The organism is Nonomuraea sp. GTA35 (assembly GCF_041950525.1).
GTDB lineage: Bacteria > Actinomycetota > Actinomycetes > Streptosporangiales > Streptosporangiaceae > Nonomuraea.
Map to the genome: position 1 here is coordinate 1 of NZ_JBGNUV010000015.1, position 24,402 is coordinate 24,402.

The 24,402-nt window shown below is 69.2% G+C and carries 19 protein-coding genes and 1 rRNA gene; 10 read left to right on the forward strand and 10 right to left on the reverse strand.

Annotation, left to right across the window (positions count from 1 at the left end; translation table 11 throughout):
* A 5S ribosomal RNA gene (gene rrf, locus ACBJ32_RS46010) occupies positions 1-78 on the forward strand; the annotation flags it as partial.
* A 935-nt stretch (positions 79-1,013) separates the two neighbouring features.
* Positions 1,014-1,151, forward strand: coding sequence for a hypothetical protein (locus ACBJ32_RS46015; RefSeq protein WP_375132240.1), 138 nt, complete (start codon positions 1,014-1,016; stop codon positions 1,149-1,151).
* Positions 1,152-1,257: 106 nt separating this feature from the next.
* On the opposite strand, the gene ACBJ32_RS46020 is transcribed toward ACBJ32_RS46015, so the two are convergent.
* The gene (locus ACBJ32_RS46020) at positions 1,258-2,025 is read right to left on the reverse strand and encodes a PhzF family phenazine biosynthesis protein (protein ID WP_375132241.1); all 768 of its coding nucleotides are present in this window, start codon (positions 2,023-2,025) and stop codon (positions 1,258-1,260) included.
* A 168-nt stretch (positions 2,026-2,193) separates the two neighbouring features.
* Between ACBJ32_RS46020 and ACBJ32_RS46025 the strand changes: the two genes are divergently transcribed.
* A complete protein-coding gene (locus ACBJ32_RS46025) occupies positions 2,194-2,577 on the forward strand; it encodes a cell division protein SepF (RefSeq protein ID WP_357894570.1) in 384 nt (127 codons plus the stop codon).
* A gap of 537 nt (positions 2,578-3,114) precedes the next feature.
* On the opposite strand, the gene ACBJ32_RS46030 is transcribed toward ACBJ32_RS46025, so the two are convergent.
* The 5 genes from ACBJ32_RS46030 to ACBJ32_RS46050 all read right to left on the reverse strand — a co-directional run bounded on the left by ACBJ32_RS46030 (position 3,115) and on the right by ACBJ32_RS46050 (position 10,450).
* The gene (locus tag ACBJ32_RS46030; RefSeq protein ID WP_375132243.1) at positions 3,115-4,449 is read right to left on the reverse strand and encodes a hypothetical protein; all 1,335 of its coding nucleotides are present in this window, start codon (positions 4,447-4,449) and stop codon (positions 3,115-3,117) included.
* 119 nt (positions 4,450-4,568) lie between these two features.
* Positions 4,569-6,296 (reverse strand): arginine--tRNA ligase, encoded by a 1,728-nt coding sequence (argS, locus tag ACBJ32_RS46035; RefSeq protein ID WP_375132244.1) that lies wholly within the window; start codon positions 6,294-6,296, stop codon positions 4,569-4,571.
* The gene (locus ACBJ32_RS46040) at positions 6,293-8,611 is read right to left on the reverse strand and encodes an HAD-IC family P-type ATPase (protein ID WP_375132245.1); all 2,319 of its coding nucleotides are present in this window, start codon (positions 8,609-8,611) and stop codon (positions 6,293-6,295) included. The genes argS and ACBJ32_RS46040 overlap by 4 nt, the downstream gene beginning before the upstream one ends.
* 73 nt (positions 8,612-8,684) lie before the next feature.
* Positions 8,685-9,734: a phosphate acyltransferase PlsX gene (plsX, locus tag ACBJ32_RS46045; RefSeq protein ID WP_375132246.1), complete on the reverse strand. Its 1,050-nt coding sequence runs from the start codon at positions 9,732-9,734 to the stop codon at positions 8,685-8,687.
* Positions 9,735-9,892: 158 nt separating this feature from the next.
* Positions 9,893-10,450, reverse strand: coding sequence for a DUF1707 domain-containing protein (locus ACBJ32_RS46050; RefSeq protein ID WP_357894583.1), 558 nt, complete (start codon positions 10,448-10,450; stop codon positions 9,893-9,895).
* A gap of 178 nt (positions 10,451-10,628) precedes the next feature.
* Here ACBJ32_RS46050 and ACBJ32_RS46055 point away from each other — a divergent pair, with 178 nt between their 5' ends.
* Both ACBJ32_RS46055 and ACBJ32_RS46060 read left to right on the forward strand, forming a co-directional pair.
* A complete protein-coding gene (locus tag ACBJ32_RS46055; RefSeq protein ID WP_375132247.1) occupies positions 10,629-11,945 on the forward strand; it encodes a KamA family radical SAM protein in 1,317 nt (438 codons plus the stop codon).
* Positions 11,946-12,337: 392 nt separating this feature from the next.
* The gene (locus ACBJ32_RS46060) at positions 12,338-13,312 is read left to right on the forward strand and encodes a hypothetical protein (protein ID WP_375132248.1); all 975 of its coding nucleotides are present in this window, start codon (positions 12,338-12,340) and stop codon (positions 13,310-13,312) included.
* 1,232 nt (positions 13,313-14,544) lie between these two features.
* Here the strand turns inward: ACBJ32_RS46060 and ACBJ32_RS46065 are convergent.
* From ACBJ32_RS46065 to ACBJ32_RS46075, 3 genes are all read right to left on the reverse strand, one after another.
* Positions 14,545-14,718, reverse strand: a complete 174-nt coding sequence (locus ACBJ32_RS46065; protein WP_357894592.1) for a hypothetical protein — start codon at positions 14,716-14,718, stop codon at positions 14,545-14,547.
* Positions 14,719-15,187: 469 nt separating this feature from the next.
* Positions 15,188-16,054 (reverse strand): ABC transporter ATP-binding protein, encoded by an 867-nt coding sequence (locus tag ACBJ32_RS46070; protein WP_185100376.1) that lies wholly within the window; start codon positions 16,052-16,054, stop codon positions 15,188-15,190.
* Positions 16,047-16,982 carry an ABC transporter permease gene (locus tag ACBJ32_RS46075; RefSeq protein WP_357894595.1) on the reverse strand — a complete coding sequence of 312 codons (936 nt, stop codon included), beginning with the start codon at positions 16,980-16,982 and terminating at the stop codon, positions 16,047-16,049. The genes ACBJ32_RS46070 and ACBJ32_RS46075 overlap by 8 nt, the downstream gene beginning before the upstream one ends.
* Before the next feature lie 612 nt (positions 16,983-17,594).
* On the opposite strand from ACBJ32_RS46075, the gene ACBJ32_RS46080 reads away from it, so the two are divergent.
* The 5 genes from ACBJ32_RS46080 (at position 17,595) to ACBJ32_RS46100 (ending at position 23,192) form a co-directional block, all read left to right on the forward strand.
* Complete coding sequence (locus tag ACBJ32_RS46080; protein WP_357894599.1) at positions 17,595-19,103, forward strand: ABC transporter substrate-binding protein; 1,509 nt, start codon at positions 17,595-17,597, stop codon at positions 19,101-19,103.
* Positions 19,104-19,231: 128 nt separating this feature from the next.
* Positions 19,232-20,176, forward strand: a complete 945-nt coding sequence (locus ACBJ32_RS46085; RefSeq protein WP_185100379.1) for an ABC transporter permease — start codon at positions 19,232-19,234, stop codon at positions 20,174-20,176.
* Positions 20,169-21,143 (forward strand): ABC transporter permease, encoded by a 975-nt coding sequence (locus ACBJ32_RS46090; protein WP_357894602.1) that lies wholly within the window; start codon positions 20,169-20,171, stop codon positions 21,141-21,143. Before ACBJ32_RS46085 ends, ACBJ32_RS46090 begins: the two co-directional genes overlap by 8 nt.
* An 11-nt stretch (positions 21,144-21,154) precedes the next feature.
* Positions 21,155-22,192 carry an ABC transporter ATP-binding protein gene (locus ACBJ32_RS46095; protein ID WP_357894605.1) on the forward strand — a complete coding sequence of 346 codons (1,038 nt, stop codon included), beginning with the start codon at positions 21,155-21,157 and terminating at the stop codon, positions 22,190-22,192.
* Positions 22,176-23,192, forward strand: a complete 1,017-nt coding sequence (locus ACBJ32_RS46100) for a dipeptide ABC transporter ATP-binding protein (RefSeq protein ID WP_357894608.1) — start codon at positions 22,176-22,178, stop codon at positions 23,190-23,192. The genes ACBJ32_RS46095 and ACBJ32_RS46100 overlap by 17 nt, the downstream gene beginning before the upstream one ends.
* A gap of 46 nt (positions 23,193-23,238) precedes the next feature.
* Here ACBJ32_RS46100 and ACBJ32_RS46105 read toward each other — a convergent pair whose 3' ends face one another.
* Positions 23,239-24,393: a lipid-transfer protein gene (locus ACBJ32_RS46105; RefSeq protein WP_375132490.1), complete on the reverse strand. Its 1,155-nt coding sequence runs from the start codon at positions 24,391-24,393 to the stop codon at positions 23,239-23,241.
* Positions 24,394-24,402: the final 9 nt, after the last annotated feature.

Consider the following 24,402-nt stretch of genomic DNA (forward strand, 5'->3'; position numbering starts at 1 on the left):
CCGAACCCGGAAGTTAAGCTTCCCTGCGCCGATGGTACTGCACTCGGGAGGGTGTGGGAGAGTAGGTCACCGCCGGACAATCTTTATAGGAAAGGGCCCCGACGCCGAGCGTCGGGGCCCTTTCTGCGTTGTCGAGCTGTCTGCATGGCGGCGTCGGCCAGCGAACCCGGGATGGTGATGGCGTCCTGCTTGTTGGCCGGCAGGGGCGGCAGATCGGCAGGTCCCATGTCTGCGCCCCACGGCACCAGAAGGAGCGAGAGTCTTCGCCCGCCTCCTGCGCCATCCTCAACTCGGCTGTTCCTCTCCCTTCGCCATCGACATCGCAACCGGCGGCAGCCTGCCCGTGGCGCTCGAACCGTACCGTTCGTACATCTGGCCGTTTCTGGGGTGCTCGGTGCGGCACCGGTGGTGCCGGTCCCAGAGTGGCGGAGTGGTGGGCCTCTGTCGCTGAGCTCGATTCTGGCGCGCCCGTACGACCAAAGGCGGTCCCGTCGGCCCATGGCTGGGTGAGAGCAGCTGCAGGGGCATCGCTGGCTCCTCCCCCTGCTGCTGGAGATCGGCGGGTCGATGTACCCCCGATCGGACACCGCGTGGCCTGCGTTCGATCAGGGCCTTCAGCAGGGTCCTGTCGTGTGGGGCCGTCGGCGGTGGGGAGCATGGGGTCCTTGGCCGTCTTCGGGCTCGTGGGCGTAGCGGGGTTGCCGCGTCCTTAGGCTGACCGAGACCTCGGCGTACGTGATGGGAACGGTGTCGGCGGCTGCCACGGCTCAGGGATGCTGGCGGCTTCCGCGGCTCAGGGATCGGGGCTGTCGGCTTCCGCGGCTCTCGGCCTGGTCGCATCGTATGGCCCTTTAGCCTCCCTCTCTCTGAAGAAGGACGGGGCGGACACCCGGCGAAGGCTCGCCATGAATGCGGTCTACGGCCGGGTGTTCGGCGCAGTCGTGGTAGTGACGGCCCGGATGTTGCTTGTTGCACGCCCGGGTGCCTTCGCCGGCGTTGGTCCATGAGCGTTCGTGCTGCTGTACATCGCGATGCCGGCCATCTGGCTCATGGCGTTCGGCATCCTGCCCTTCGTGGCGCTGGCGAGCGCCGGGTGGGCCTGGCAGGGCTCGGGCTCCTGCCGTTGCGGTGGCGCCGCTTCGTGCGGGTGATGACCGGTCGTGGTCTGGAGTTGTGGGATGGCCGCGGTTGCCGCTACCTCCATCCGGTCTTCCGCCACTACGGTCGCGGCTCGCGTGGAGGAGGAGCGGAAGAGCTCTAGCTGACGTGCAGGGTGCCCGACATCACGGTGACGGCCCGGCCGGCGAGGTGGACCCGGTCGGCGGCGTGCGTCACGTGGACGAGACCGCCCCGGGCTGAGAGCTGAGCGCCCACCAGCGAGGGCCGGCCGAAGCGGGCCGACCAGTACGGGGACAGGGCGCAGTGTGCCGAGCCCGTCACCGGGTCCTCCGGCACCCCGACCCTGGGGGCGAAGAAGCGGGAGACGAAGTCGGTTTCGGTGCCGGGCGCGGTGATGATGATTCCTCTTGCGTCTACTGTGTTTAGAGCGGCGATGTCTGGGGTAATACCGCTTACCGCTTCCTCTGACTCCAGCTCCACCAGCAGGTCGAGCCGGCTTTTGCCGACCCGTACCGGGGTGACACCGAGGGCTTTCTCCAGGCCGGGAGGAGCCTCTGCGGGGGTCACCTCCATGGCGGGGAAATCCATTGTGATCATGCCGTCGGCATGGCGATTCACGGTGAGCGTTCCGCTGGCGGTGTCGAATTCGAGCTGCCCGTCCGCCGCACCGGTCGAATAGAGGACGTGTGCGGTCGCCAGCGTGGCATGACCACACAGCGTGACCTCTACGGCCGGGGTGAACCACCGGAGCGAATCCCCGAGCAGGAAGGCGGTCTCGGAGAGGTTCATCTCCGCGGCTACGCTCTGCATCCATTGCTCAGTAACCGGAGTGTCCAACAGGCAGACGGCTGCGGGATTACCCTGGAAAGCTGAGTCGGTGAAGGCATCGACCGTGAAGAGGCGCATGTGGCCGATGGTATACGGGGGTCGGATATCCAGCTGCAAGCAGGCTGCAAGCCGTACAAAATGGAATTAGGGCTGGGCGTGTCGCGTGGCGAATGCGGAATCGTCGGTTACCGTCCAATGTGTAGGGACGTGCCGATTACGGTGAGTTCCTGAGGAAAGGACAAGCCGATGGGGGCAGTGCGCAAGGTGGTGAGCTACCTTGGCCTGAGCGGGGTCGATCACTACGACGAGGGCTATGACGACGACGAGCAGTACGAGGACGAGTACGTCCCGGCCACGGAGCGGGCTGCCCGGCGGTGGCGCGCGAACGTCGACTCGTCACGGATCGTTATGGTCCAGCCGCTCAAGTACAACGACGCACCGGTGATCGGCCAGCACTTCCGAGACGGTCAGACAGTGATCATGGACGTTACGGGCATGTCGATGCCTGAGGCGACGCGGATGGTGGACTTCGCCGCCGGGCTGGCCTTCGGCTGTGAGGGGCGGATCGAGCGCATCGCCGAGCGCGTCTTCCTCCTCGCCCCGGCTCACGTGGAGATCGAGACCACCTGAGCGCGTAGTACGAGCTGAGCATGGGGAACCTGCCCGACACGGGCGGGTTCCTCGTTGTTCGCCCCACTGGCGGCCCGGGGGTCGGCCGCCGTCCGGGCACCCGCTTCCGGGGCCCACCGGGAGTGGCGGGGCGTTCCACGGTCTGGTGTGAGTTGAGCGGCGGCTACAGGCTCGGTGGTGGCCTGCTGGCGAGAGGGCCTGGGCCCGGGGCTCCCCGAATCGGGTAATTCCTCCGGAGCGGACGTTGAGGGCCGTCCCGTGTCCGGGCAGCGCCGTCCCCGCTCGTCACGCCCGCCCGTGGTGCGCCCGGCGTGCCGCATGCGCTCGTCAGGCGCGCGGCGTGATGCGCCCAGCGTGCCGTCCTCACCCGTCACGCTCGCGATGGGACGCGCCGCCTGCCGTCCCGGCTGCTACGCGCCGCGTTGTGACGTGCGGGCAGCACGCGCGGAGCGTGACGCGTGGGGCGGGGCGGCTCGTCACGGCCTTGGACGGCTCTTCAGCGCCGCCCCCGGCAGCCGCACGGGGTGGGCGTGGTGGTCAGTGGGCGGCGCGGGGGCCGCGGCGGATGAGGCGGGTGAGCTCGGCCGCGTCCTCGGCGGCCTGCTTCGCCCGGGTCTCCGCCTCGCGGGCGTACGCGTGCAGCGCCCAGACAGCCCCCTCCGCCAGCTCCTTCAGCTCGTTCACCTGGCCGGTGACGTACCGGGCGTCGGCCTCGACGAGCTTGCGGCGCTGCCAGAGCTGCCAGCCGGCGAGGCCGATCATGGCGACGGCGGCCGCGGCGAGCAGGCGGGGGCCGAGCGCGGCACCGACGAGGCAGGCGACGCCCGCGACGATCAGCACCAGCGCGGCCCACGGCCGGCCGCGCGGGACCATGCCCTCCGTGAGGATCGACTCCTCGGCGGCGGCGAGCGAGGCCTGGTCGGGGCCCTCGGGGCGCAGGTGGATGCGGTGGCCGAGCAGCGGGACCGTGAGCGTGGCAGGGGGTTCGAGGCGGCTGTCGGCCTCGAGCTCCTCGGCCACCCCGCGCAGGATCGGCGCGGCCACGTGCAGGGCGATCGCCGCCAGGTGCGGGTCCGCGCCGGGGCGCAGGTCGTCGAGCAGGTACGTGCTGAGCGAGGCCATCGGCCCGGCGGGGCCGCCCTGGCCGATCAGGGTGCGCAGGACGGCGAGCGGCTCGTCCTCGGCCCAGGCCGGGGCAGGGGCGGCGGGGCTGTTGTCGAGCGGGGCGGGGGAGTCGTGCTCCGACTGCCGCGCCGAGGTGATCTCCGCGCACCGCCCGCGCAGCCTGGCCAGCCGGGCGGCCGCCACGGCGGGCCTGGCCAGCTCGGGAATCTCGGCCATCTCCGGGAAGTCGGCCAGCGACGGCGGCACGACGACCGACGGCTCGCCGGGCACGAGCGCCTGCACCCACTGCTGCGGGTCGGCGTGCTCCTGGACGGCCAGCGCGTCGAGCTTGCGCAGCACGAAGATCTTGCCGGCGGGCCCGTACGCGCCCCTGGCGGCGGCCAGCCACAGCGAGCGCTGGCCGTGGGAGACCGGGCGGTCGAGCGACAGCTCGCCGAACGCGGTGCCCAGCCAGGAGGCGTGGATGCGGCTGCCCTGCCCGGACACCGCCAGCGCCAGGCAGAGGAAGAGTGCGGTCTGTTGCTGGTCGCGGCCGGCGGCCCGGCTCAGCGGCTCCAGCGGGTCGTCGCCGGCCAGGATGGCGACCAGCGCTTCGAGGGCCGGGGGCAGCCAGTAACCCGGTACGTCGCGAAAGCTCGGTGCGGCCGGAGGCGCGGTGCCCTTGGCGGCGAGGTGCGCCAGCAGCGCCTCGGCGTAACGATGCAGTTCGGTCGCTGCTGGGGGGCTCGCAGTCAGGTCCGTGCTCAAGGCAGAGAACTCCCCATTTCGGCCTCAGTTCATGACCGCGTAAAGCCTAGCCGTTGGGGCGCGCCAACCCGGTGGAGGCGCGCCCACGACGGAACGGGAGACTTTGAGCCAACTGCCTGTTACATGCGCTCGGGGACAGGGACGCCCAGAAGGTCGAGCCCCGTCTCCAGCACCCGCAACGTCAGCGCGCACAGGGCCAGCCGGTGGTCCCTGGTCTCGGGGTCGACGCCCTCCTTGATCACCGGGCACTCCTCGTAGAACGTGCTCAGCAGGCTGGCCGTCTGGAAGAGGAACGCGCACAGCCGGTGCGGCTCGGAGTCGGTGGTGACCTGGGCGACGAGCTCGCCGAAGCCCAGCAGGTGGAGACCCAGCGCGCGCTCGGCCGGGGCCGCGAGCACGATGGGCGCGCTCGCGTCGGCCGGGGCGATGCCCGCCCTGCGGAAGATGGAGCGGATCCGGGCCGTCGCGTACTGCATGTAGGGGCCGGTGTTGCCGGTCGTGGCCACCATGCGGTCGAGGTCGAAGACGTACTCGCTGTCGTGGCTGACCGACAGGTCGGCGTACTTCACGGCGGCCATGCCGACGGAGTGGGCGATCTCCCGCTGGGTCGCCTCGTCGTAACCGCGCTCCTCGATCAGCTTGGCGGCCCGGTCGACGGCCTCCTGCAGCAGGTCCATCAGCTTGACGGACTCGCCGGAGCGGGTCTTGAAGCGGCGGCCGTCCTTGCCCAGCATCATGCCGATGCGTACGTGCTCGGCCGAGGTGGTCTCGGGCAGCCAGCCCGCCTGCTTCGCCGCGGCGAACACCATCTGGAAGTGCAGCGCCTGCTCGTTGCCGACGACGTAGAGGATGCGGTCGGCCTTGAGGTCGTGGACCCGGTAGCGGATGGCCGCCATGTCGGTGGTGGCGTAGCCGTAGCCGCCGTCGCTCTTCCTGATGATGAGCGGCAGCGGCTTGTCGTCGGAGCCGGTGAAGCCGGGCGGGAACACGCACAGCGCGCCCTCGCTGATCACCGCAGTGCCCGAGCCCTCCAGGTCGTCGCAGGTCTTCTGGAGCATGGGGTTGTACATGCTCTCGCCGGCGATGTCGGCGTCGGTGAGCGTGACGCCGAGCAGCTCGTAGACCTTGTTGAAGAAGCGCACGGTGGCGTCCATGAACACGTGCCAGAGCCGTAGCGTGTCGGGGTCGCCCGACTGCAGGGTGCTCACCCGCGCCCGCGCGCGTGTCTTGAACGCCTCGTCGCCGTCGAACTTGGCCCGCGCCGCCTGGTAGAACTCGGTGCCCTGACCGGCCTCGAGCTGCTCGACCGCGGCCTGCTCGCCGATGTCGAGCAGGTGCTCGATGAGCATGCCGAACGGGGTGCCCCAGTCGCCCAGGTGGTTCTGCCTGATGACCTTGTTGCCGAGGTGCTCGTGCAGGCGGGCCAGCGAGTCGCCCACGATCGTGGTGCGCAGGTGGCCGACGTGCATCTCCTTGGCCGCGTTGGGCGCGGAGTAGTCGATCACGACGGTCTGCGACGGGGTGATCGTGCCGACGCCGAGGCGCGGGTCGGCCAGCATCTGCCGGGCCTCGGACTCGATCCACGCGTTGTCGAGCGTGATGTTGAGGAAGCCCGGGCCGCTGACCTCGATCGTGCCGGGGAAGTCGGACAGCTCCGCAGTGATCGCTTCCGCGACCTCCCGCGGGGACCGTCGCAGGCGCTTGGCCAGGCTCATCGCGACGTTCGCCTGGAAGTCGGCGAACTGGGAGGGCCGGATCAGCGGATCTGCGTCGGCGTGCTCCGGACCGAACGCGCGGGCCAGCGCCTGCTGGACGCGCTCGGTGAGCACAATCTGCGGGTCGGTCATGGTCTAAGGGTACCGGCGAGCTTGACCGCCACGCTTATCATGAGCGCCGCCAGGATCGAGATGCCGACGGCGGTCAGATCGTTGCTGAGATCGCCGGGTTCGAGGGCGAAGAACTCCCTGACGAACGGCAGCGCCATGCCGACCGCGAACAGCACCGCCATGGCCCCGACGAGCGCCGCCCGCCACCAGTTGAGCGGCCTGGCGATGAGCACGAGCACCCACCAGGTGGTGAGGAAGAGGGTGATCACGGCGGCCGTCTGGTCCTCGAGGAGGGTGGAGGTGCCGCTGTGCGCGGCCCAGAACGACACCAGCACCGCCACCGCGCACAACACCCCCGCCGGCACGGCGAAGCGGAGCACCCGTGGCACGAAGCCGGGCAGGGAGCGCTCCAGCGTGGGCGCCAGCGCCAGGAAGAACGCCGGGATGCCGATGACCAGCGCGTTGGTCAGGGTCGAGTGGCGCGGCGCGAACGGGAACTGCATCCCGGCGAGCCCGACCGTCAGCGACAGCACGATCGCGTAGAACGTCTTGGTGAGGAACAGGTTGGAGACCCGTTCGATGTTGGCCAGCACCCGCCGGCCCTCGCCCACGACGTACGGCAGCGTGGCGAACTTGTCGTCGAGCAGCACCACCTGGGCGACCGCCTTCGTGGCGGGGCTGCCGGCGCCCATCGCGATGCCCAGGTCGGCGTCCTTCAGGGCGAGCACGTCGTTGACGCCGTCGCCGGTCATGGCCACGGTGTGGCCGCGGGCCTGCAGGGCGGTCACGAACTCGCGCTTCTGCTGCGGGCTGACCCGGCCGAAGACGGTGTGGGTGTCCAGCAGTTCGCCGAGCTTGGCCGGGTCGCCGTGCGGGAGGGTGCGCGCGTCGATCGACCGCTCGCCGCCGGGGATGCCGAGGCCGGTCGCGATGGCGGAGACCGCCAGCGGGTTGTCACCCGAGATGATCTTCAGTGTGACGCCCTGCTTGGCGAAGTACCCGAGGGTCTCGCGGGCGTCGGGCCTGATGCGCTGCTTGAGCGTGACGAGCGCGACGGGCTCCGCCGCCGCCTCGCCGCTCTCGGTGCCGGCCAGCGACCCGGTACGGCACAGCGCCAGCACGCGCGTGCCGGTGGCGGCCAGCTCGGTAGCCCTGTCGAGGCAGGCGCCGCCGTGCAGCAGCACGTCGGGCGCGCCCAGCACCCAGGCGCCGTGCTCGCCGAAGTCGGCCCCGCTCCACTTGCGCGCCGAGGAGAACGGCACGGTCGAGCGGGCGGTCCACCCGCCGGGGGCGGCGGGGTAGCGGGCCCTGATGGCCTCGGCGGTGGCGTTCGGGCGGTCGTCGAGGTTGGCGAGCGCGGCCAGGGCCTCGTCGACGAGCCGGCGGTCGTCGCTGACGGGCAGCACCTCGTCGAGGTCCATCCCGCCCGCGGTGAGCGTGCCCGTCTTGTCCAGGCAGAGCACGTCCACCCTGGCCAGGCCCTCGATCGCGGGCAGCTCCTGGACCAGGCACTGGCGCCGGCCCAGGCGTACGACGCCGACGGCGAACGCGATGGAGGTCATCAGCACCAGGCCCTCGGGGATCATGGTGACGATGCCCGCGACCGCGCCGGTGACGGCGGTGCGCAGGTCGGCGGAGTTGTGCAGCTGGCTGTAGATGAGCAGGGCGCCGATCGGGATGACCAGCCAGGTGATGTACTTGATGAAGTTCGCCACGCCCGCGCGCAGCTCGGAGTGGGCCAGGTGGAACTTGCTGGCCTCCTCGGCCAGCTTCGCCGCGTACGCGTCGGTGCCGACCCGGGTGGAGACGAACGCGCCGGAGCCGGCCACCGCGAAGCTGCCCGACAGCACCTGGTCGCCGGGCTGCTTGTGCACGGGGTCGGCCTCGCCGGTGAGCAGCGACTCGTCGATCTCCAGGCCGTCGGAGTGCACGACCTCGCCGTCCACGAGGAGGCGGTCGCCGGGGCCGAGCAGGATCAGGTCGCCGAGGACCACGTCCCGGGGGTGGATCTCGCGTTCCGCGCCGTCGCGGCGCACGCGTACGGGCGCCTCGTTGATCACCGCCAGGCGGTCGAGGGTGCGCTTGGCCCGTAGCTCCTGGATGATGCCGATCAGCGCATTGGCCACGATGACCAGCCCGAACAGGCTGTCCTGCCACTCGCCGAAGATCAGGATCAGCGCCCAGAGCACGCCGATGACGAGGTTGAACAGGGTGAACACGTTCGCTCTGAGGATCGCGCTCAGGGAGCGGCTGGACCGGCGCGGGATGTGGTTCGACTTCGCGCTCGCCACCTGCTCCGACGTCAGCCCATGTGCCACCGAGATGAGCCCGTCCACATAAGCCCCCGTTTCTGTGGATCGGTCTCACACCCTAAGGGGTCACCCGGCTTCAGGGGAGCGACTTGGGTCCTCACTCCGGTCGATCTCCACCGTGGCTCGACCACCACAGCCTGTGGGAGCGGCTGGAGGCGGCCATCCGCTCGCCGATCGCGGTCACCACGCCGGCGGCCGACAGGTCCGCGGCGAGCCGGCATGCCGCGCTGATGCCCTGGGCCCTGGAGGCGCCGTGGGCGATGACGACCGTGCCGTTCAGGCCGAGCAGCACGGCGCCGCCGTGTGCCTCGGAGTCGAGGCGGCGGTGCAGCTCGCGCAGGCGCGAGCGCTGCATGGCGGCGCCCAGCCGGGCCAGCCTGCTGTCGCTGATGGCCTGCCTGAGCTCGGCGAACGCGTAGCGGACCGCGCCCTCCATGGTCTTCAGCGCCACGTTGCCGGTGAACCCGTCGGTGGTGATGACGTCCACCTTGCCGGTCAGCAGGTCGTGGCCCTCGACGTTGCCGGCGAAGGTGATGCCGGGGGAGCCCTGCAGCAGCTCGTGGGCGCGCCTGACCAGCTTGTCGCCCTTCTCGGCCTCGCTGCCGATCGTGAGCAGGCCGACCTTGGGGTTCTCGATGCCGTGGGCGAGCTCGGCGTAGGTGGCTCCGAGATGCGCGAACTGCACCAGCATCTCCGGCTTGACCTCGGCGTTCGCGCCCGCGTCGAGGAGCACGGCGGGGGCGGGCAGCGTGGGGAGGTCGACGGCGATGGCCGGTCTGAGCACGCCCTGCTGGCCCTTGAGCCGCAGCCGGCCGGTGGTCACGATGCCCGCCGTCGATCCCGCGGACACGACCGCGCAGGCGTCGCCGCGGCGTACGAGGTGGCAGGCGATCGCGATGCTGGAGCGGGGGCGGCGCAGGCTGGCCAGCGCGCCCTCGTCCATCTCCAGCGCCTCCTCGGCCCGGACGATCGGGATCTCCTTGGTGGCGTCGTGGTCGGCCAGCGCCTCGTAGAGCACGCGCGGGGAGCCCACGAGCACGACGGGCAGGCCGCGTTCCCGTACCGCGTGCACCGCCCCCGCCACGATCTCGTGCGGCGCGTGGTCGCCGCCCATGGCGTCGAGCGCGACTGGCCTGCTCTCGGACAATGCTCACCTCGTACGGCATCGAGCCCGCCGCCACGGCTTGGCCGGTACGCGGGCTCGGTATGTCCGCATCGCAGGCAAGGCAGGTGTCAGGTTAACCGGCGGGTAGGACCTCTTGGTTCCCTGCCACGGCCGTTCCAGTCCTGGCCGCTCACCTGCTTCTACTGCAGGTTCCAGTCGTCCTTGCCCCGGGTGACGATCACCTTGGAGAACCTCGACGCTCCCAGGACCCTGATCAGGGGGCCGTCCCCCGTGGATCCCGCCGTCACGTTCCGCTTGCCGAAGAGCGAGCTGCCCTCGTCGACCACCTGCGCGTTCTCCGGCACCCGCACGATGACCTTGCTGAACATGGCGTCGGCGTGGATCGTGATCTCACGGCCCGGCAGCACGGCGTCCGAGAGGTCGATGATGAGCGCGCCGAACCAGGCCGACAGGGCGGTGGTCCGGGAGGCGACCCAGCGCCCCTTGCGCACGACCTTGCTGAACTTGGAGTGGATGACCTGCCGCTCGATCGCGGCGGGCCTGCTGGACGCGGACACCTCGGGCAGATCCCGGGTGAGGGGGACGAGCTCGCCCACCGTCTTGGCCGTGTAGGCGACGTCGAGGCGGTCGGCGTGCTCGATGGTGGTGAGTCTTCCCGTGGCGAGTGCCTCGGACAGCACGGCGGCCACGCGGTCGCGGTCGGCGTCTGAGGCGCGCAGGTCCGGATGGTCGGTCACGATATGTCAGTCTACGCCCGGACACGATATGTCGCGAGTGTCCGTGAACCTCAAGGAAAACTTGGAGCCCAGCGGAACCACGAACGCAGGTAGCCGCGTCCGGGTATTAAGAACCGTAGACGCGCGACAGGGTCGTGAGGTTTACACCCGATCGAACAAAAAAGATGGGAAAGGCCTAGTGATCTTGAACCAGGCAGGCACACGGCGTTTCCGGGCGTACACGTCCAAGCACCTTGACCAGCTCCTGCAGCGTGCGGGGCTGGGGGACGACGAGCGCCTCAAGGTGCGCGCCGTCGCCACGGTGCTGCCTTTCCGGACGAACGCCTACGTCGTGGATGAACTCATAGATTGGTCGGCCGCGCCCGACGACCCCATATACCGGCTCGTCTTCCCGCAGGAGGACATGCTGCCCGCGGCAGACGTGGCCAGGCTGGCCGACCTGCTGAAGGCGGAAGCGCCGAACGCCGAGATCCAGGCCGAGGCGAACCGCGTACGCGCACAGCTCAACCCGCATCCCGCCGGCCAGAAGGAGCTCAACGTCCCGAGGATCGGCGACGAGCCCGTCCCCGGCATGCAGCACAAATATGCGGAAACCGTACTGATCTTCCCTAAACAGGGGCAAACCTGTCATGCCTACTGCACCTACTGCTTCCGGTGGGCGCAGTTCGTCGGCGACGCCGACCTGAAGTTCGCCTCCGACGACATCGGCCAGATGGTCGGTTACATCCGCCGGCATCCCGAGGTCACCAGCGTGCTGATCACCGGCGGCGACGCCATGATCATGGGTGAGCCGGTGATCAGGCGATATATCGAGCCGCTGCTGGAGCTCGACCAGCTCGAGTCCATCAGGATCGGCACCAAGGCGCTGGCCTACTGGCCGCAGCGTTTCACCTCCGACCCCGACGCCGACGACACGCTCCGCCTGTTCGAGCGGGTGGTCGAGTCGGGCAAGAACCTCGCGTTCATGGCGCACTTCTCGCACCCGCGCGAGCTGGAGTCGCCGCTGGTCGAGTCGGCCGTCCAGCGCATCCTCGGCAGCGGGGCCACGATCAGGACCCAGGCGCCGCTGATCAGGTCCATCAACGACGACCCGGCCGTGTGGTCGGGCATGTGGCGGCGCCAGCTCAGGATGGGACTGATCCCCTACTACATGTTCGTCGAGCGCGACACCGGGCCGCAGGACTACTTCGCGGTCCCGCTGGCGCGGGCGTACGAGATCTTCAGGGACGCCTACGCCGGCGTCTCCGGGCTCTGCCGCACGGTGCGCGGGCCCTCCATGTCGGCCACGCCGGGCAAGGTGTGCGTGGACGGCGTCATGGAAATCGCCGGGGAGCAGGTGTTCGTGCTCCACTTCATCCAGGCCCGCGACCCGTCGCTGGTGGGGCGGCCGTTCTTCGCGCGCTACGACCCGTCCGCCGTCTGGCTGACTGATCTGCGCCCGGCCTTCGCCGAACGTTTTCCGTTCGAGCCGGCCGATGCCCTGCTGACCGTCTGATCCCGGCCGCGGGCGTCCACCGCGACCGGAAAAAGTGGCCCCGCGGCCCGTGAACATTTGTTTTCGCGACCCATTGTTCACGGGCCGTCGGGGCCCTCTTGCGTTCCTGCGCAAGACGCGCGCACTATCGGAAAAAAGACCCTCCTATTTCCCGTTTTGTCTGTCCGCTCAACACTCCCCCTTTACTCGGTAACCGGGCTGCAAACCCCTGCTACATGGGCATTCATGCGCCTGCGGTCGATCAAGCCGAGTGATAGAACTGCTTGCGTAGCTCAGCCGTAGCGACACGCTTCGTGTGGTGCCCATAGCGCGTCCGCAACGGCATACGGGGGTTATCGATTCGCATTTCCACCGCATTCGAGAGCGATCGATCACGAGCCGGGAAGGCAATCATGAATCGAGTAGTCAAGACGGCGCTGGCCGTCACAGCATTCGGCTTGGCGGCGGCGGCATTGGCCGTGCCTGCCCAAGCGGAAGTTCAATACAACACCGCCAAGCACGCACCGGTCGACGGCCTGGGCGGAGGCACCATTGCCGGCGCCGACCCGCTGGGAGGGCTGCTGAGCAGCCTCATCGGCGGCGGCGGCGGCCTACTCGGCGCGCTCGGCGGAGCCGCCAAGTCCGGCGCCCAGCCGAAGGGCCAGATGTCCGAGGTCGAGCGCGACCTCGCCAGCGAGAAGCTGGCGGAGGCCGCCGCCACGGGCAACGCGGCCGAGGACATCACCGCCCGAGGCGGACCGGTGCCCGAGCTGATGCCCATCGTCAGCAGCATCGGCAGCATCCCGCTCGGCGGGGGCGGCCTGACCGAGTCCCTGCCGCTCCTCGGCGCGGCGCGCATGGCCAAGCCGGCCACGCCCTCCGTCAAGGCCGGCAAGCAGGACCAGAACGCGCCCGCCGCCCGGGACGGCTCCGTGTCCAGCGGGGTGACCGGCACGGTCGGCTCGTCCGTCGAGCGCACGGTCGGCACGCTGGCCGGATCGAGCCTGCTGCCGGGCTCGAACAGCGGAGCCACGGCCAAGAGCATGGCGAGCAGCTCCTCCGGCCTCGGCACCCTCTCCGCCGACGCCCTGCTGGGCGGCGTCACCCAGGCCACGTGGCTCGCCCTGCCGCACGGCGCCGGCCGCCAGCTGGCCCCGGCGCTCGGGCAGGTGACGCCCGCCGAGATGGCCCCGGTCGTCGAGGCGCTGCCCGCCACCTCCCAGGCCGCCGCCATGGACGAGCTCGCCCCGCTCGTCCAGGACACCTCGGCCTTCGTCGAGGGCCGCGGCGTGCAGGCCGCCGGCGCCTACAGCGACCTGATCACCGCCCTCGGCTGGACCACCGACGCGCTGACGAGCTCGGTGCGGGGCACCGCGGCCCGCGACTAGTCGCCGCTTCTGGGCTCGCGACTAGGCACTCCTAGAGGCGCGGCTGGACACTCCTGGGTTCGTGGCCAGGCACTCCCTGATTCGTGGCTAGGCGCGATTTCTGGGCGGGTGACCTCGGCCGCGACCCCGGGCTGGTGGCCGGGCGCGGCTCCTAGGCGCGACCCCCAGGTTCGCGACAGGGCCGCGATGGAGGCGCTGACGAGCGCGGCCGGCCGAGGAACCCGGCAGGACGGTTCGCGGGTGTCCCAGGTGCCGACACCCGGGCACCGGCCCTGGCGGTGACCGGGCGGCTCGCTCGCTCGCCCCAGCAGTCCCCTGACGGCATGCTCCCTCAACCGGGGCCGCTCCGGGATCCCCTGATCTGGGCCCTTCCACTGGAGATCCGGGGATCGCCGAGCCCGGGCCGCGTCACCGAAGGTCCGGGAACCGCTTGACCTGGCCCCTTCCGCTGGAGGTCCGGGGCTCGCTTGCCCCTGGACTCTCCTTCGTCAGGTCTGGGGCTCGCTTGCCCCCAGGTCCTTTCGCTGGAGGTTCGGGGATTTCTTGCCCCCGGGCTGTGGCCGGGAGGTCCAGGTTCTCTTGGTACAGGACCTCGCCGGAGGCCCGGGTTCTCTGATCGGCCCCTTGGCCGGAGTGCTGGGCCGGTCCCTTCGATCGGGACGCCGTCGCACTGACGCGGCAGGCCACGAGGCGCCCTCAGGTGCCGGGCGCTCGTGGCACTGGCGCGCGTAGGTTGCGAGTCCGCCGCCACGAACGGGCGGGCTCACGTCGGGCCTGGGCGGACGCGCCCTCGCCTCGGGGCACGCAAGGCGCCGCCACTGCAGGGCAGCGGCGCCGACGCCCCGCATCGTCACCGGCCCCACCCCGGGGCCGGTGACGATGCTCTTCGCGGTCCGCTGTTCTCGCGGCTCTTACAACCCCCACCCATCCATTACGGCACAGCCGAGGTAACCGCCACCCGCCGCACGCGGCTGAGGGCCTCCAGGAATACGCCCGCTGAACCCGCACGTGGCCGGCCGCCGTTACGCGCGCACACTTGACCATCCAAGGCTGGACGTGTTGCCCATCCACGCCGCGAAGCTTGCGCCGGCCGTCATGCCGAACTCGAACGCCACCCCGGACCGAGCTCCCGCGGCCGTCCCCCCGGGACCGGAGCAGGGCCGTAGAGGCCGTAGATCGTCACAGGCGCCCCCCAGCGCCCTCGGCGGCCCCTCGGCCGCTGTGAACGGGTCTCAGGGCAGACGGACGCCCGTGCGGCGGGCTATCTGCGCCTGCAGCCTCGCCATCTGCCAGTGCAGCTCGAGAAGCTGCTCAACGAGCTGCACCCGCGGGACCTCGGACACGTCCTCGGTGGCCAGGTGGTCAATCGCGGCCGCAAGCTCTCCCATCGCGCGCCCCCACTCCATCACCGTTCCTCGGATCGAATTGACGTTCGAATCCTATCGGAACGGGTGGCTCGGTGTCAGTCATTTGCCCCTCCAGTCGCCGCCGTTTCGCACGCAAGATCGAATAGCGCGACGGCCGACACTCTGCCACGGGGCCGGGCAACGTGGGCTCGCGTAACGGCGGGTCACCGCTGAAGGGTCAGAGGCCGTTTCCCTGGAGGGCCATCAGCCGGAGTGCGGTGGGTGGCTGGCCACGGCAGCGCGTAAGGGAGGGGTGGGGGCCGGGTCGGCGGGAGGCCGGCTGAGAGATCAGCCGAAGCGGCCGGCCTGGCTGGAGACAGCAGCCGAAACAGGAGAGCTGGGGGCGGCTGAAGCAGCGCCAAGCCGGTGGTCGCTGGTGGGGAGGAGCCGCCGCCGTCGGCCCGGGCCTGGGGGCGGCCGGGCCGGTCGGAGGCCTCTACGAGAGTGCGGACCGAGGAAGGACGGGAAATCAGCCCTTGTTGTAGGCGGCGATGACTTCCTTCGGGTCACCGTCCATCTTGATCTTGCCCTTGTGGAGCCAGATCACCCGGTTGCACGTCTGCTCGATCACCCGCAGATCATGGGCGACGAGGAACACCGTGCCGGCCGACTCGCGGATCTGCCGGATGCGCTCCTCGCTCTTCTTGCGGAACTCCCGGTCACCCGTCGCCAGCGCCTCGTCGATGAGCAGGACGTCGTGGGTCTTGGCGGAGGAGATGGCGAAGCGGAGGCGGGCGCCCATGCCGGAGGAGTAGGTGGACATCGGGAGCTGGACGAACTCGTCGATGCCGGAGAAGTCGACGATCTCCTGGTACTTCTCCTTGACCTCGGCGGGCGTCATGCCCATGGCGTAGCAGCCGAGGACGATGTTGCGCTCGCCGGTCAGCTCGCGCATCAGGGCCGCGTTGACGCCCAGCAGCGAGGGCTGGCCGTCGGTGTAGACGGCGCCCTTGTGCGGGGGCAGGAGGCCCGCGATGGCGCGCAGCAGCGTGGACTTGCCCGACCCGTTGCGCCCCACGATGCCGATGGCGTCGCCGTGGTAGGCCACGAAGGTCACGCCCTTGACGGCGTGCACCTCCTTCATCTGCGGCCGGCCCTGGCGCTTCAGGATGCGCGTGAGGGCGTTGACCGCGTTGCCCTTCTCGGCGTCGGAGGCGGCCCCGTAGACGCGGTAGACGATGTGCAGATCGTCGACGATGACGGTGGGAGTGCCTGTGGGGACGTCGAGGGGCCGCTTGCCCGGGGGCTCCGGGTTGGGATGCACTCTCACATCCTTGCCGGGGTCGGCGGGCTTGTCGCCCTTCACCTGTGACAGCTCCTTGGTCAGTTCAGCCACGCCCGTACCTCTCCTCGGACCGCCAGAAGTACCAGAAGCCGAAGCCGAGTGCGAACACCGCCCAGAATACGCAAGACACCAAGACCATCGTCGGCGGGTGGTGTCCGTAGGCGGTGTTGTAGCTCGGGATGAGAATCTCGCGCATCCACTCGATGTAGGAGGCCGCCGGGTTGAGGTACATCAGGTCGGCCACCCACTGGGGCAGCCCCGCGGACCCGACGACCTTGGCCTGGATCACGAAGAAGACGCCGGAGGCGTAGAGCCAGGTGCGGGTGATGAACGGCAGCAACTGGTTGAGGTCGCGCATCTGGGCGCCCAGCCTGGCCATCACCAGACCGGCCCCGATGTTGAACAGCGTCTGGAGCAGCAGCACCACCGGGATCATGAGCCAGTACCAGGTGGGCCACTCGCCCGTGGCCACCACGAGGACCAGCAGCACGCCCATGGAGATGGCGAGTTGCTGGAGCTCCTGGATCGTGTACGCCAGCGGGAGCGAGGCCCTGGGGAAGTGCAGGGCCCTGATCATCGACAGGTTGCCGGAGATCGACTTCGCGCCCGCGGTGACCGTGCGCTGGGTGAAGGTGAAGATGAACATCCCGGTCAGCAGGAACGCCGGGTAGTTCTGCACATCCTTGCCGCCGCCCAGGATGACGCCGAACATCACGAAGTAGATGGCGGCGTTGAGCAGGGGCGTGAGCACCTGCCACAGCTGGCCGAGCGCGGAGCTGGAGTATTTCGTGACGTTGCGCGAGGTCGCGTACGTCAGGATGAAGTGTCGGCGCTGCCACAGCATGCGCAGGTAGACAGGGAACCTCGGCCGCGCGATGGCACGGCGAAGCCCGTATCTCTTGGCGAGCTTGGCCAGCGGCTCCTGCCCGCTCCGGCCGCCCGCCTGGGCGTCCGCGACAGCGGATTCCGGCTGGCTCATGGCAAGGACTCTATTGGATCCCGGTCGGTGGGGTGCCTGTCGTACGGGTTGACGGCAGACAGTTGGACAGACTGTTGGACGGAGTCTTCGGACGCTGGGGTTCCAAGGCGTCGTCAAGACCTGCTCAACCGTAGCCCAGCGAGCCGGGGCGTGGTGGCAGAGGCACGAGCAGGGTCGTGTAGGGGGTATTTTTCATCGACTGTTCACGTCCAGGCTCTGCCCGTTGAGGTGGATTTGTACTGATTGCTCCACATCGGGTCAAATGTCTGTGACGCTGGATTGGCACACGTGTGACCGAACTGCAACGCACCAGAGACTCGCTGGTGGCAAGTAGTGAGGGATAGTCGCGATCGACTGGCAGGGCGTCGGCTGGTTTGACCATGTCAGCCAAATCCGGGGGGATACCAGGAACTCCCCGTCAGGCTGCTCTTGATCACTGCAGCTCAGCGCTAGGCGCCCACCTGTAGAGGGAGGATTTCTTTCACCATGCGTGTTACTAAGGGCGCACGGATCGTCGCCGGTACCGCGCTGCTCGCCCTCGCGGTTGCCGCGTGTGGCGGCGGTGCCACGGACAACGGTGGCACTGCCGCGGGCGGTGAAACGCCGGTCCGCATGGAGGTCGGTGAGCCCCAGAAGATGCTGTACCCGCAGGACACCACGGAGACCGAAGGTGCCGAGGTGCTCGCTGCGGTGTTCTCGCCGCTCGTGCGTTACGACGAGAACAAGCAGCCGGTCGAGGAGGCCGCCGAGTCCATCACCACGACGGACAGCAAGGTCTGGACGATCAAGCTGAAGTCGAGCTACACGTGGCACGACGGCACCCCGGTGAAGGCCGAGGACTACGCCCGCGCGTGGAACTTCGCCGCCCTCCAGGACAACGCCATGAGCTCGTCCTACTTCTTCGGGCGCATCGACGGTTACACCGATGTGCACCCGGGTGAGGGCAAGACTCCGACGGCCAAGGAGATGAAGGGCCTCAAGGTCGTGGACGACACGACGCTCGAGGTCACGCTCTCCGCACCGTTCTCGCAGTTCAAGACGATGCTGGGCTACACCGCGTTCTACCCGCTGCCTGCCTCGGCGATCGGTTCCGACGGCAAGCTCAGCCCGACCTACGGTGAGAAGCCGATCGGGCAGGGCCTGTTCAAGGTCGACAAGCCCTACAAGAAGGGCACCGACCAGACCATCGAGATGTCGGTGTACGACAAGTTCCCCGGCAAGAAGCCGGCCGGCTGGACGAAGCTCCAGTTCAAGGTCTACACGAGCTCCGAGACCGCGTGGAACGACCTCCAGGCCGAGAACCTCGACATCCACGACTCCCTGCCGGCCACGGCCATCTCCACGGCCAAGCAGGTGCTGGGTGACCGGTACTTCGACGAGCCCGACGCCTCCATCGGCTACATCGGCGTCCCGCTGAAGTACAACAAGGAATTCGAGAACGTCGACGTCCGCAAGGCCATCTCGATGGCCATCGACCGGAAGACCATCTCCGACACGGTCTTCTCGGGCACCCGCTCCCCGGCCGACGACTTCATCAACCCGGCCATCCCCGGCTACCGCCAGGGCGCCTGCACGGCGTGCACGTACAACCCGGCCGAGGCCAAGAAGCTGTACGAGAGCGCCAATGGTCCCAAGACCATCGAGCTCGGCTACAACGCCGACGGCGGCCACAAGGAGTGGATCGAGGCTGTCGCCAACAACCTCCGTGCCAACCTCGGCATCGAGGTCACGCCGAAGCCGTTCGAGAAGTTCCAGGGCATCCTGGACGCCCTGGACGCCAAGGAGTACAAGGGCCTGTTCCGCATGGGCTGGTCCATCGACTACCCGGCGGCCGAGAACTACCTGACGCCGATCTTCGGCACCGGAGCCATCGGCACCGGCTCAAACTACGGCGGCTACTCCAACAAGGAGTTCGACGACCTGGTGGCCAAGGGCGACCAGGCCACCGACGCGGCCGAGGGCCTGAAGTTCTACCAGCAGGCCAGCGACATCCTGATCAAGGAGCTGCCGTACATCCCGGTGTACTTCTACCGCAGCAACTTCGGGCACTCCACCAAGGTCAAGAACGTCAAGCTCAACCTGCTCAACCAGATCAACTGGGCGGACGTCGAGAAGGCCTGACGTCATTCGTCTGGCGGACGGTACTTGCCGTCCGCCCGTCGGAGGACTGAGCTTGGAGGCAGTCACTCGGGCCGGGTAAATCACGGTTTCCGAGGGGCTGCCTCCAAGTGCGTACCGGAGGGCTTGAAATGGGCCGATATGTAATCAGGCGACTGATCCAGGCGATACCCGTCCTGATCGGTGCCACGCTACTCATCTTCTGCATCGTCTTCGCCCTGCCCGGGGATCCCGTCGCGGCACTGTTCGGAGACAAGCGCCCGGACCCGGCGGTGGCCGAGGTCCTGCGCGAGCAGTATCACCTCAACGATCCGCTGCTGCTGCAGTACTGGTACTACATCAGCGGCGTGCTCTTCCGCGGCGACTTCGGCGTGAACTTCGCCCAGGTGCCGGTGTCCGAGATCCTGGCGGGCAAGTTCCAGGTCACGCTGAACCTCGCCCTGACCGCCCTGATCATGGAGGCCATCCTCGGCGTCGGCCTCGGCCTGTGGGCGGCGCTGCGCCGCGGCAGGGCCACCGACACCATGATCCTGGCCTCGACGCTGCTGCTGATCTCGATCCCCACGCTGGTGACGGGCTTCGTGCTGCAGCTGGTCCTGGGCGTGAAGCTCAAGCAGTGGACCGGTCTGGACATATTCCCCGTGGCCGGCGTGTTCGCGGGCCTGCGCAGCTACCTGCTGCCGGGCTTCGTGCTGGCCGGAGTGTCGGTCGCGTACCTGACCAGGCTCACCAGGACCAGCCTGGTGGAGACCCTCAGGGCCGACTACATCCGCACGGCCACGGCCAAGGGACTGTCCAGACGGCGCGTCATCGGCAGGCACGGCCTGCGCAACGCGCTGATCCCGCTCATCACCTATCTGGGCGCCGACCTCGGCAACCTGATGGGCGGCGCGGTGATCACGGAGACGATCTTCAATCTCCCGGGAATTGGCAATCAGCTCTTCACATCGGTTTACTTGCGAGAACAGCCGGTTGTGGTGGGCACCATCACGGTGCTCGTGCTGATCTACATCCTGGCCAACCTGGTCGTCGACCTGTTGTACGCCGTGCTCGACCCGAGGATCCGCTATGAGTAACCCAACCCCGCCGGTCGGGCCGGGACTCCCGGAGACGCAGACGCTGGTCCCGGACACGGTGCCCGCTCCGGCGCCCGAGCGTGAGGGCAAGAAGGCCAAGGGCGGCAAGCCCGCCAGCCTGTGGACCGACGCCTGGTACGACCTCAGGCGCAGGCCGATGTTCATCATCTCGGTGGTCATCATCCTGATCCTGCTGGTCATGTCGCTCTGGCCGTCGCTGTTCAGCGCGATCGACCCGTACAACGCCAGGACCTGCGACCTGTCCACGGCGCGGCAGGGGCCCAGCCCCGGCCACCTGTTCGGGCGTGACAACCTGGGCTGTGACGTCTTCGCCAGGACCATCTACGGAGCCCGCAACTCCATCGTGATCGGCGTCTTCACCACGCTCATGACCACGATCATCGGCGGTCTGCTCGGCATCGTCGCCGGCTTCCGCGGCGGCGTGGTCGACACGGTCGCCTCGCGGGTCACGGAGATCTTCTTCGCCATCCCCTCGATCCTGGGCGCGCTGCTGATCGCGGCCACGTTCCGCGGCAGGGCCAACAGCATCCTGCTGGTCATCGTGGCCCTGACGGTGCTCGGCTGGCCGATGGTGTTCCGCATCATGCGGGCTGCCGTGATCACGGCGAAGAGCCAGGACTTCGTGGTCGCGGCCAGGGCGCTGGGCGCGGGAGCGGGCCGGATCATGTTCCGGCACCTGCTGCCGAACTCGCTGGCCCCGGTCATCGTGGTCGCCACCATCAACCTGGGCACCTTCATCGCGGCCGAGGCCGCGCTGTCGTTCCTGGGCGTCGGCGTGCAGTCGCCGGACATCTCGTGGGGTCTGATGATCGCCGACGCGCGCAACAGGTTCCTCGAGGCGCCACTGCCCCTGGTGTTCCCGGCGGTGTTCCTGAGCGTCACCGTGCTCGCGTTCATCATGATGGGCGACGCCGTGCGCGACGCGCTCGACCCGAAGCTCAGGTAGAAGGGGACTCAGTGAAGAAAACCTCCACAAACCTGTTGCCCGCCGAGGGAGGGCTGGGCGACGAGCCGCTGCTCGCGGTCGACGACCTGCACGTGGAGTTCCGCACGCGAGCAGGGGTCGTCCGCGCCGTCAACGGCGTGAGCTACACGGTCGGGCCCGGCGAGACGCTGGCGGTGCTGGGCGAGTCGGGGTCGGGCAAGTCCGTGACGGCGCAGGCCATCATGGGCATCCTGGACATGCCTCCCGCGGTCATCCCCAAGGGGGAGATCCGCTTCAGGGGCACCGACCTGCTCAAGCTCTCGGAGGAGGCCCGCACGCAGGTGCGCGGCCAGCGGATCGCGATGATCTTCCAGGACGCGCTGTCCGCGCTCAACCCGGTCTTCACCGTGGGCTGGCAGATCAGCGAGATGTTCCGGGTCCACCGGGGCATGTCGAAGTCCGACGCCATGAAGAAGGCCGTCGAGCTGATGGACCGGGTCCGCATCCCGGCCGCCAGGCAGCGCGTGCACGACTACCCGCACCAGTTCTCCGGGGGCATGCGCCAGCGCATCATGATCGCCATGTCGATCGCGCTGGACCCCGAGGTGCTGATCGCGGACGAGCCGACCACGGCGCTGGACGTGACCGTCCAGGCGCAGATCATGGAACTGCTGGCCGAGCTGCAGCGCGAGAGCCAGATGGGCCTGATCCTCATCACCCACGACCTCGGGGTCGTGGCCGACGTGGCCGACAAGATCGCGGTCATGTACGGGGGCCGCATCGTCGAGAAGGCCCCCGTGCACGACATCTACAGGGCGCCCGCGCACCCGTACACGAAGGGCCTGCTGGACTCGATCCCCAGGGTCGACCAGAAGGGCCAGGACCTGTACGCGATCAAGGGCCTGCCGCCGAACCTGCTGGACCTGCCGACGGGGTGCGCGTTCCACCCCCGGTGCCCGTACAAGCAGGACAACTGCGTGACCGACGTCCCCCCGCTCTACGAGATCAGCGGCACGCGCGGCAGCGCCTGCCACTACTGGAGGGAGGTCCTCGATGGCGAACAGCAGTGAGCGCATCCTGGAAGTGCGTGACCTGGTCAAGCACTTCCCGCTGACCCAGGGCATCCTCTTCAAGAAGCAGATCGGTGCGATCAAGGCCGTCGACGGCGTCTCGTTCGACCTGAACAGGGGCGAGACGCTGGGCATCGTGGGCGAGTCGGGCTGCGGCAAGTCCACGCTCGCCAAGGTGCTGATGGCGCTCGAACGGCCCACCTCCGGCTCCGTGGTGATCAACGGCCGGGACATCGCCAAGGCCAGGGGCGGCGAGCTCAAGCGCATGCGCCGCAACATCCAGATGGTGATGCAGGACCCGTACACCTCGCTGAACCCCCGGATGACCGTCGGTGACATCATCGGCGAGCCGTACGAGATCCACACGGAGGTCGCGCCCAAGGGCGACCGGCGCAAGAAGGTGCAGGAGCTGCTCGAGGTGGTCGGGCTCAACCCGGACCACATCAACCGCTACCCGCACCAGTTCTCCGGCGGCCAGCGGCAGCGCATCGGCATCGCCCGGGGCCTGGCGCTGCAGCCGGAGATCATCGTCTGTGACGAGCCGGTCTCCGCGCTCGACGTGTCGATCCAGGCGCAGGTGATCAACCTGCTGGAGCGGCTGCAGAACGAGTTCAACCTGGCCTACATCTTCATCGCCCACGACCTGTCGGTGGTGCGCCACATCTCCGACCGGGTCGGCGTGATGTACCTCGGCAAGTTCGTGGAGCTGGGCAAGGACGCGGAGATCTACGATCGTCCCGCGCACCCGTACACGCAGGCGCTGCTGTCGGCGGTGCCGGTGCCCGACCCGGAGGGGCGGGAGCAGCGTGAACGGATCATCCTTCAGGGCGACCCGCCGTCCCCGGCCAACCCGCCGAGCGGCTGCCGCTTCCGCACGCGGTGCTGGAAGGCGCAGGAGATCTGCGCCGAGGAGGAGCCGCTCCTGCAGATCCGTCCTGGTACGGGGCACGAGAGCGCCTGCCACTTCGCCGAGACACACGATGTGGTGCACGTGAGCTGAGCGCGCCCGGTGAGTTCGAGGGCGTGGTGGGCCGTCCCGTGGTCGTCTAGACCGTGGCGATGATCGCCGAACCGTGGCCGAACAGGCCCTGGTTGGCGGCCAGGCCGACGCGGGCGTTCGCCGTCTGGCGGGCGCCCGCGCGGCCTCTCAGCTGGGTCGTCAGCTCCACGAGCTGGGCGATGGCCTGGGCCGGGACGGCCTCGCCGAACGACGCCAGGCCGCCCGAGGGGTTGACCGGGACGCGGCCGGTCAGGGACGTCCGGCCGTCCCGGAGGAGCTTCTCCGCCTCGCCCGGCGGGCAGAGGCCGATGTCCTCCATCCAGTCCAGCTCCAGTGCCGTGGACAAGTCGTACACCTCCGCCAGGGAGAGGTCCTCCGGGCCCACCCCGGCCTCCTCGTACGCCGCGTGCGTGATCGCGGCTCTGAAGGGCCTCTCAGGGGCGGGCACGGCCGCACAGGAGTCCGTGGCGAAGTCCGGCAGCTCCAGCACCGTGTTCGGGAAGACGGGTGTCACCGTGGAGACGGCCGCCAGGCGGACGAAGCCGGCGCCGAGGCGGCGGGCGTACGACTCCGAGGCGAGCACCACGGCGGCGCCCCCGTCCGAGGTGGCGCAGATGTCCATGAGGCGCAGCGGGTCGGCCACCATGGGCGAGGCCAGCACCTCCTCTGCCGTGACGGGCTTGCGGTAGCGGGCCATCGGGTTGAGCGAGCCGGCCAGCGCGTTCTTGACCTTGACGGCGGCGAAGTCGGCGGGTGTCGAGCCGTGCAGGGCCATGCGGCGGCGGGCGTAGAGGGCGAAGTAGGCGGGGTTCGTGGCGCCGAGGAGGCGGAAGCGCAGCCAGTCGGGGTCGTCGGGGCGGTCGCCGCCCACCGGCTTGAAGAAGCCCTTGGGGGTGGCGTCGGCGCCGATCACGAGCGCGACGTCGCACAGCCCGGCGAGGATCCGGGCCCTGGCGATGTCCAGCGCCTGCGCCCCCGACGCGCACGCCGCGTAGCAGGAGGCGACCCTGGCGCCCGACCAGCCCAGCTCCCTGGCGTAGGAGGCGCCGGAGACGAAGCCCGGGTAGCCGTTCCTGATCGTGTCGGCGCCGACCACGTACTGCACGTCGGTCCACTCCAGGCCGGCGTCCCGCAGGGCCGCGCGGGCGGCCGCGACGCCGTACTCCAGGAAGGGCCGGCCCCACTTGCCCCACGGGTGCATGCCCGTGCC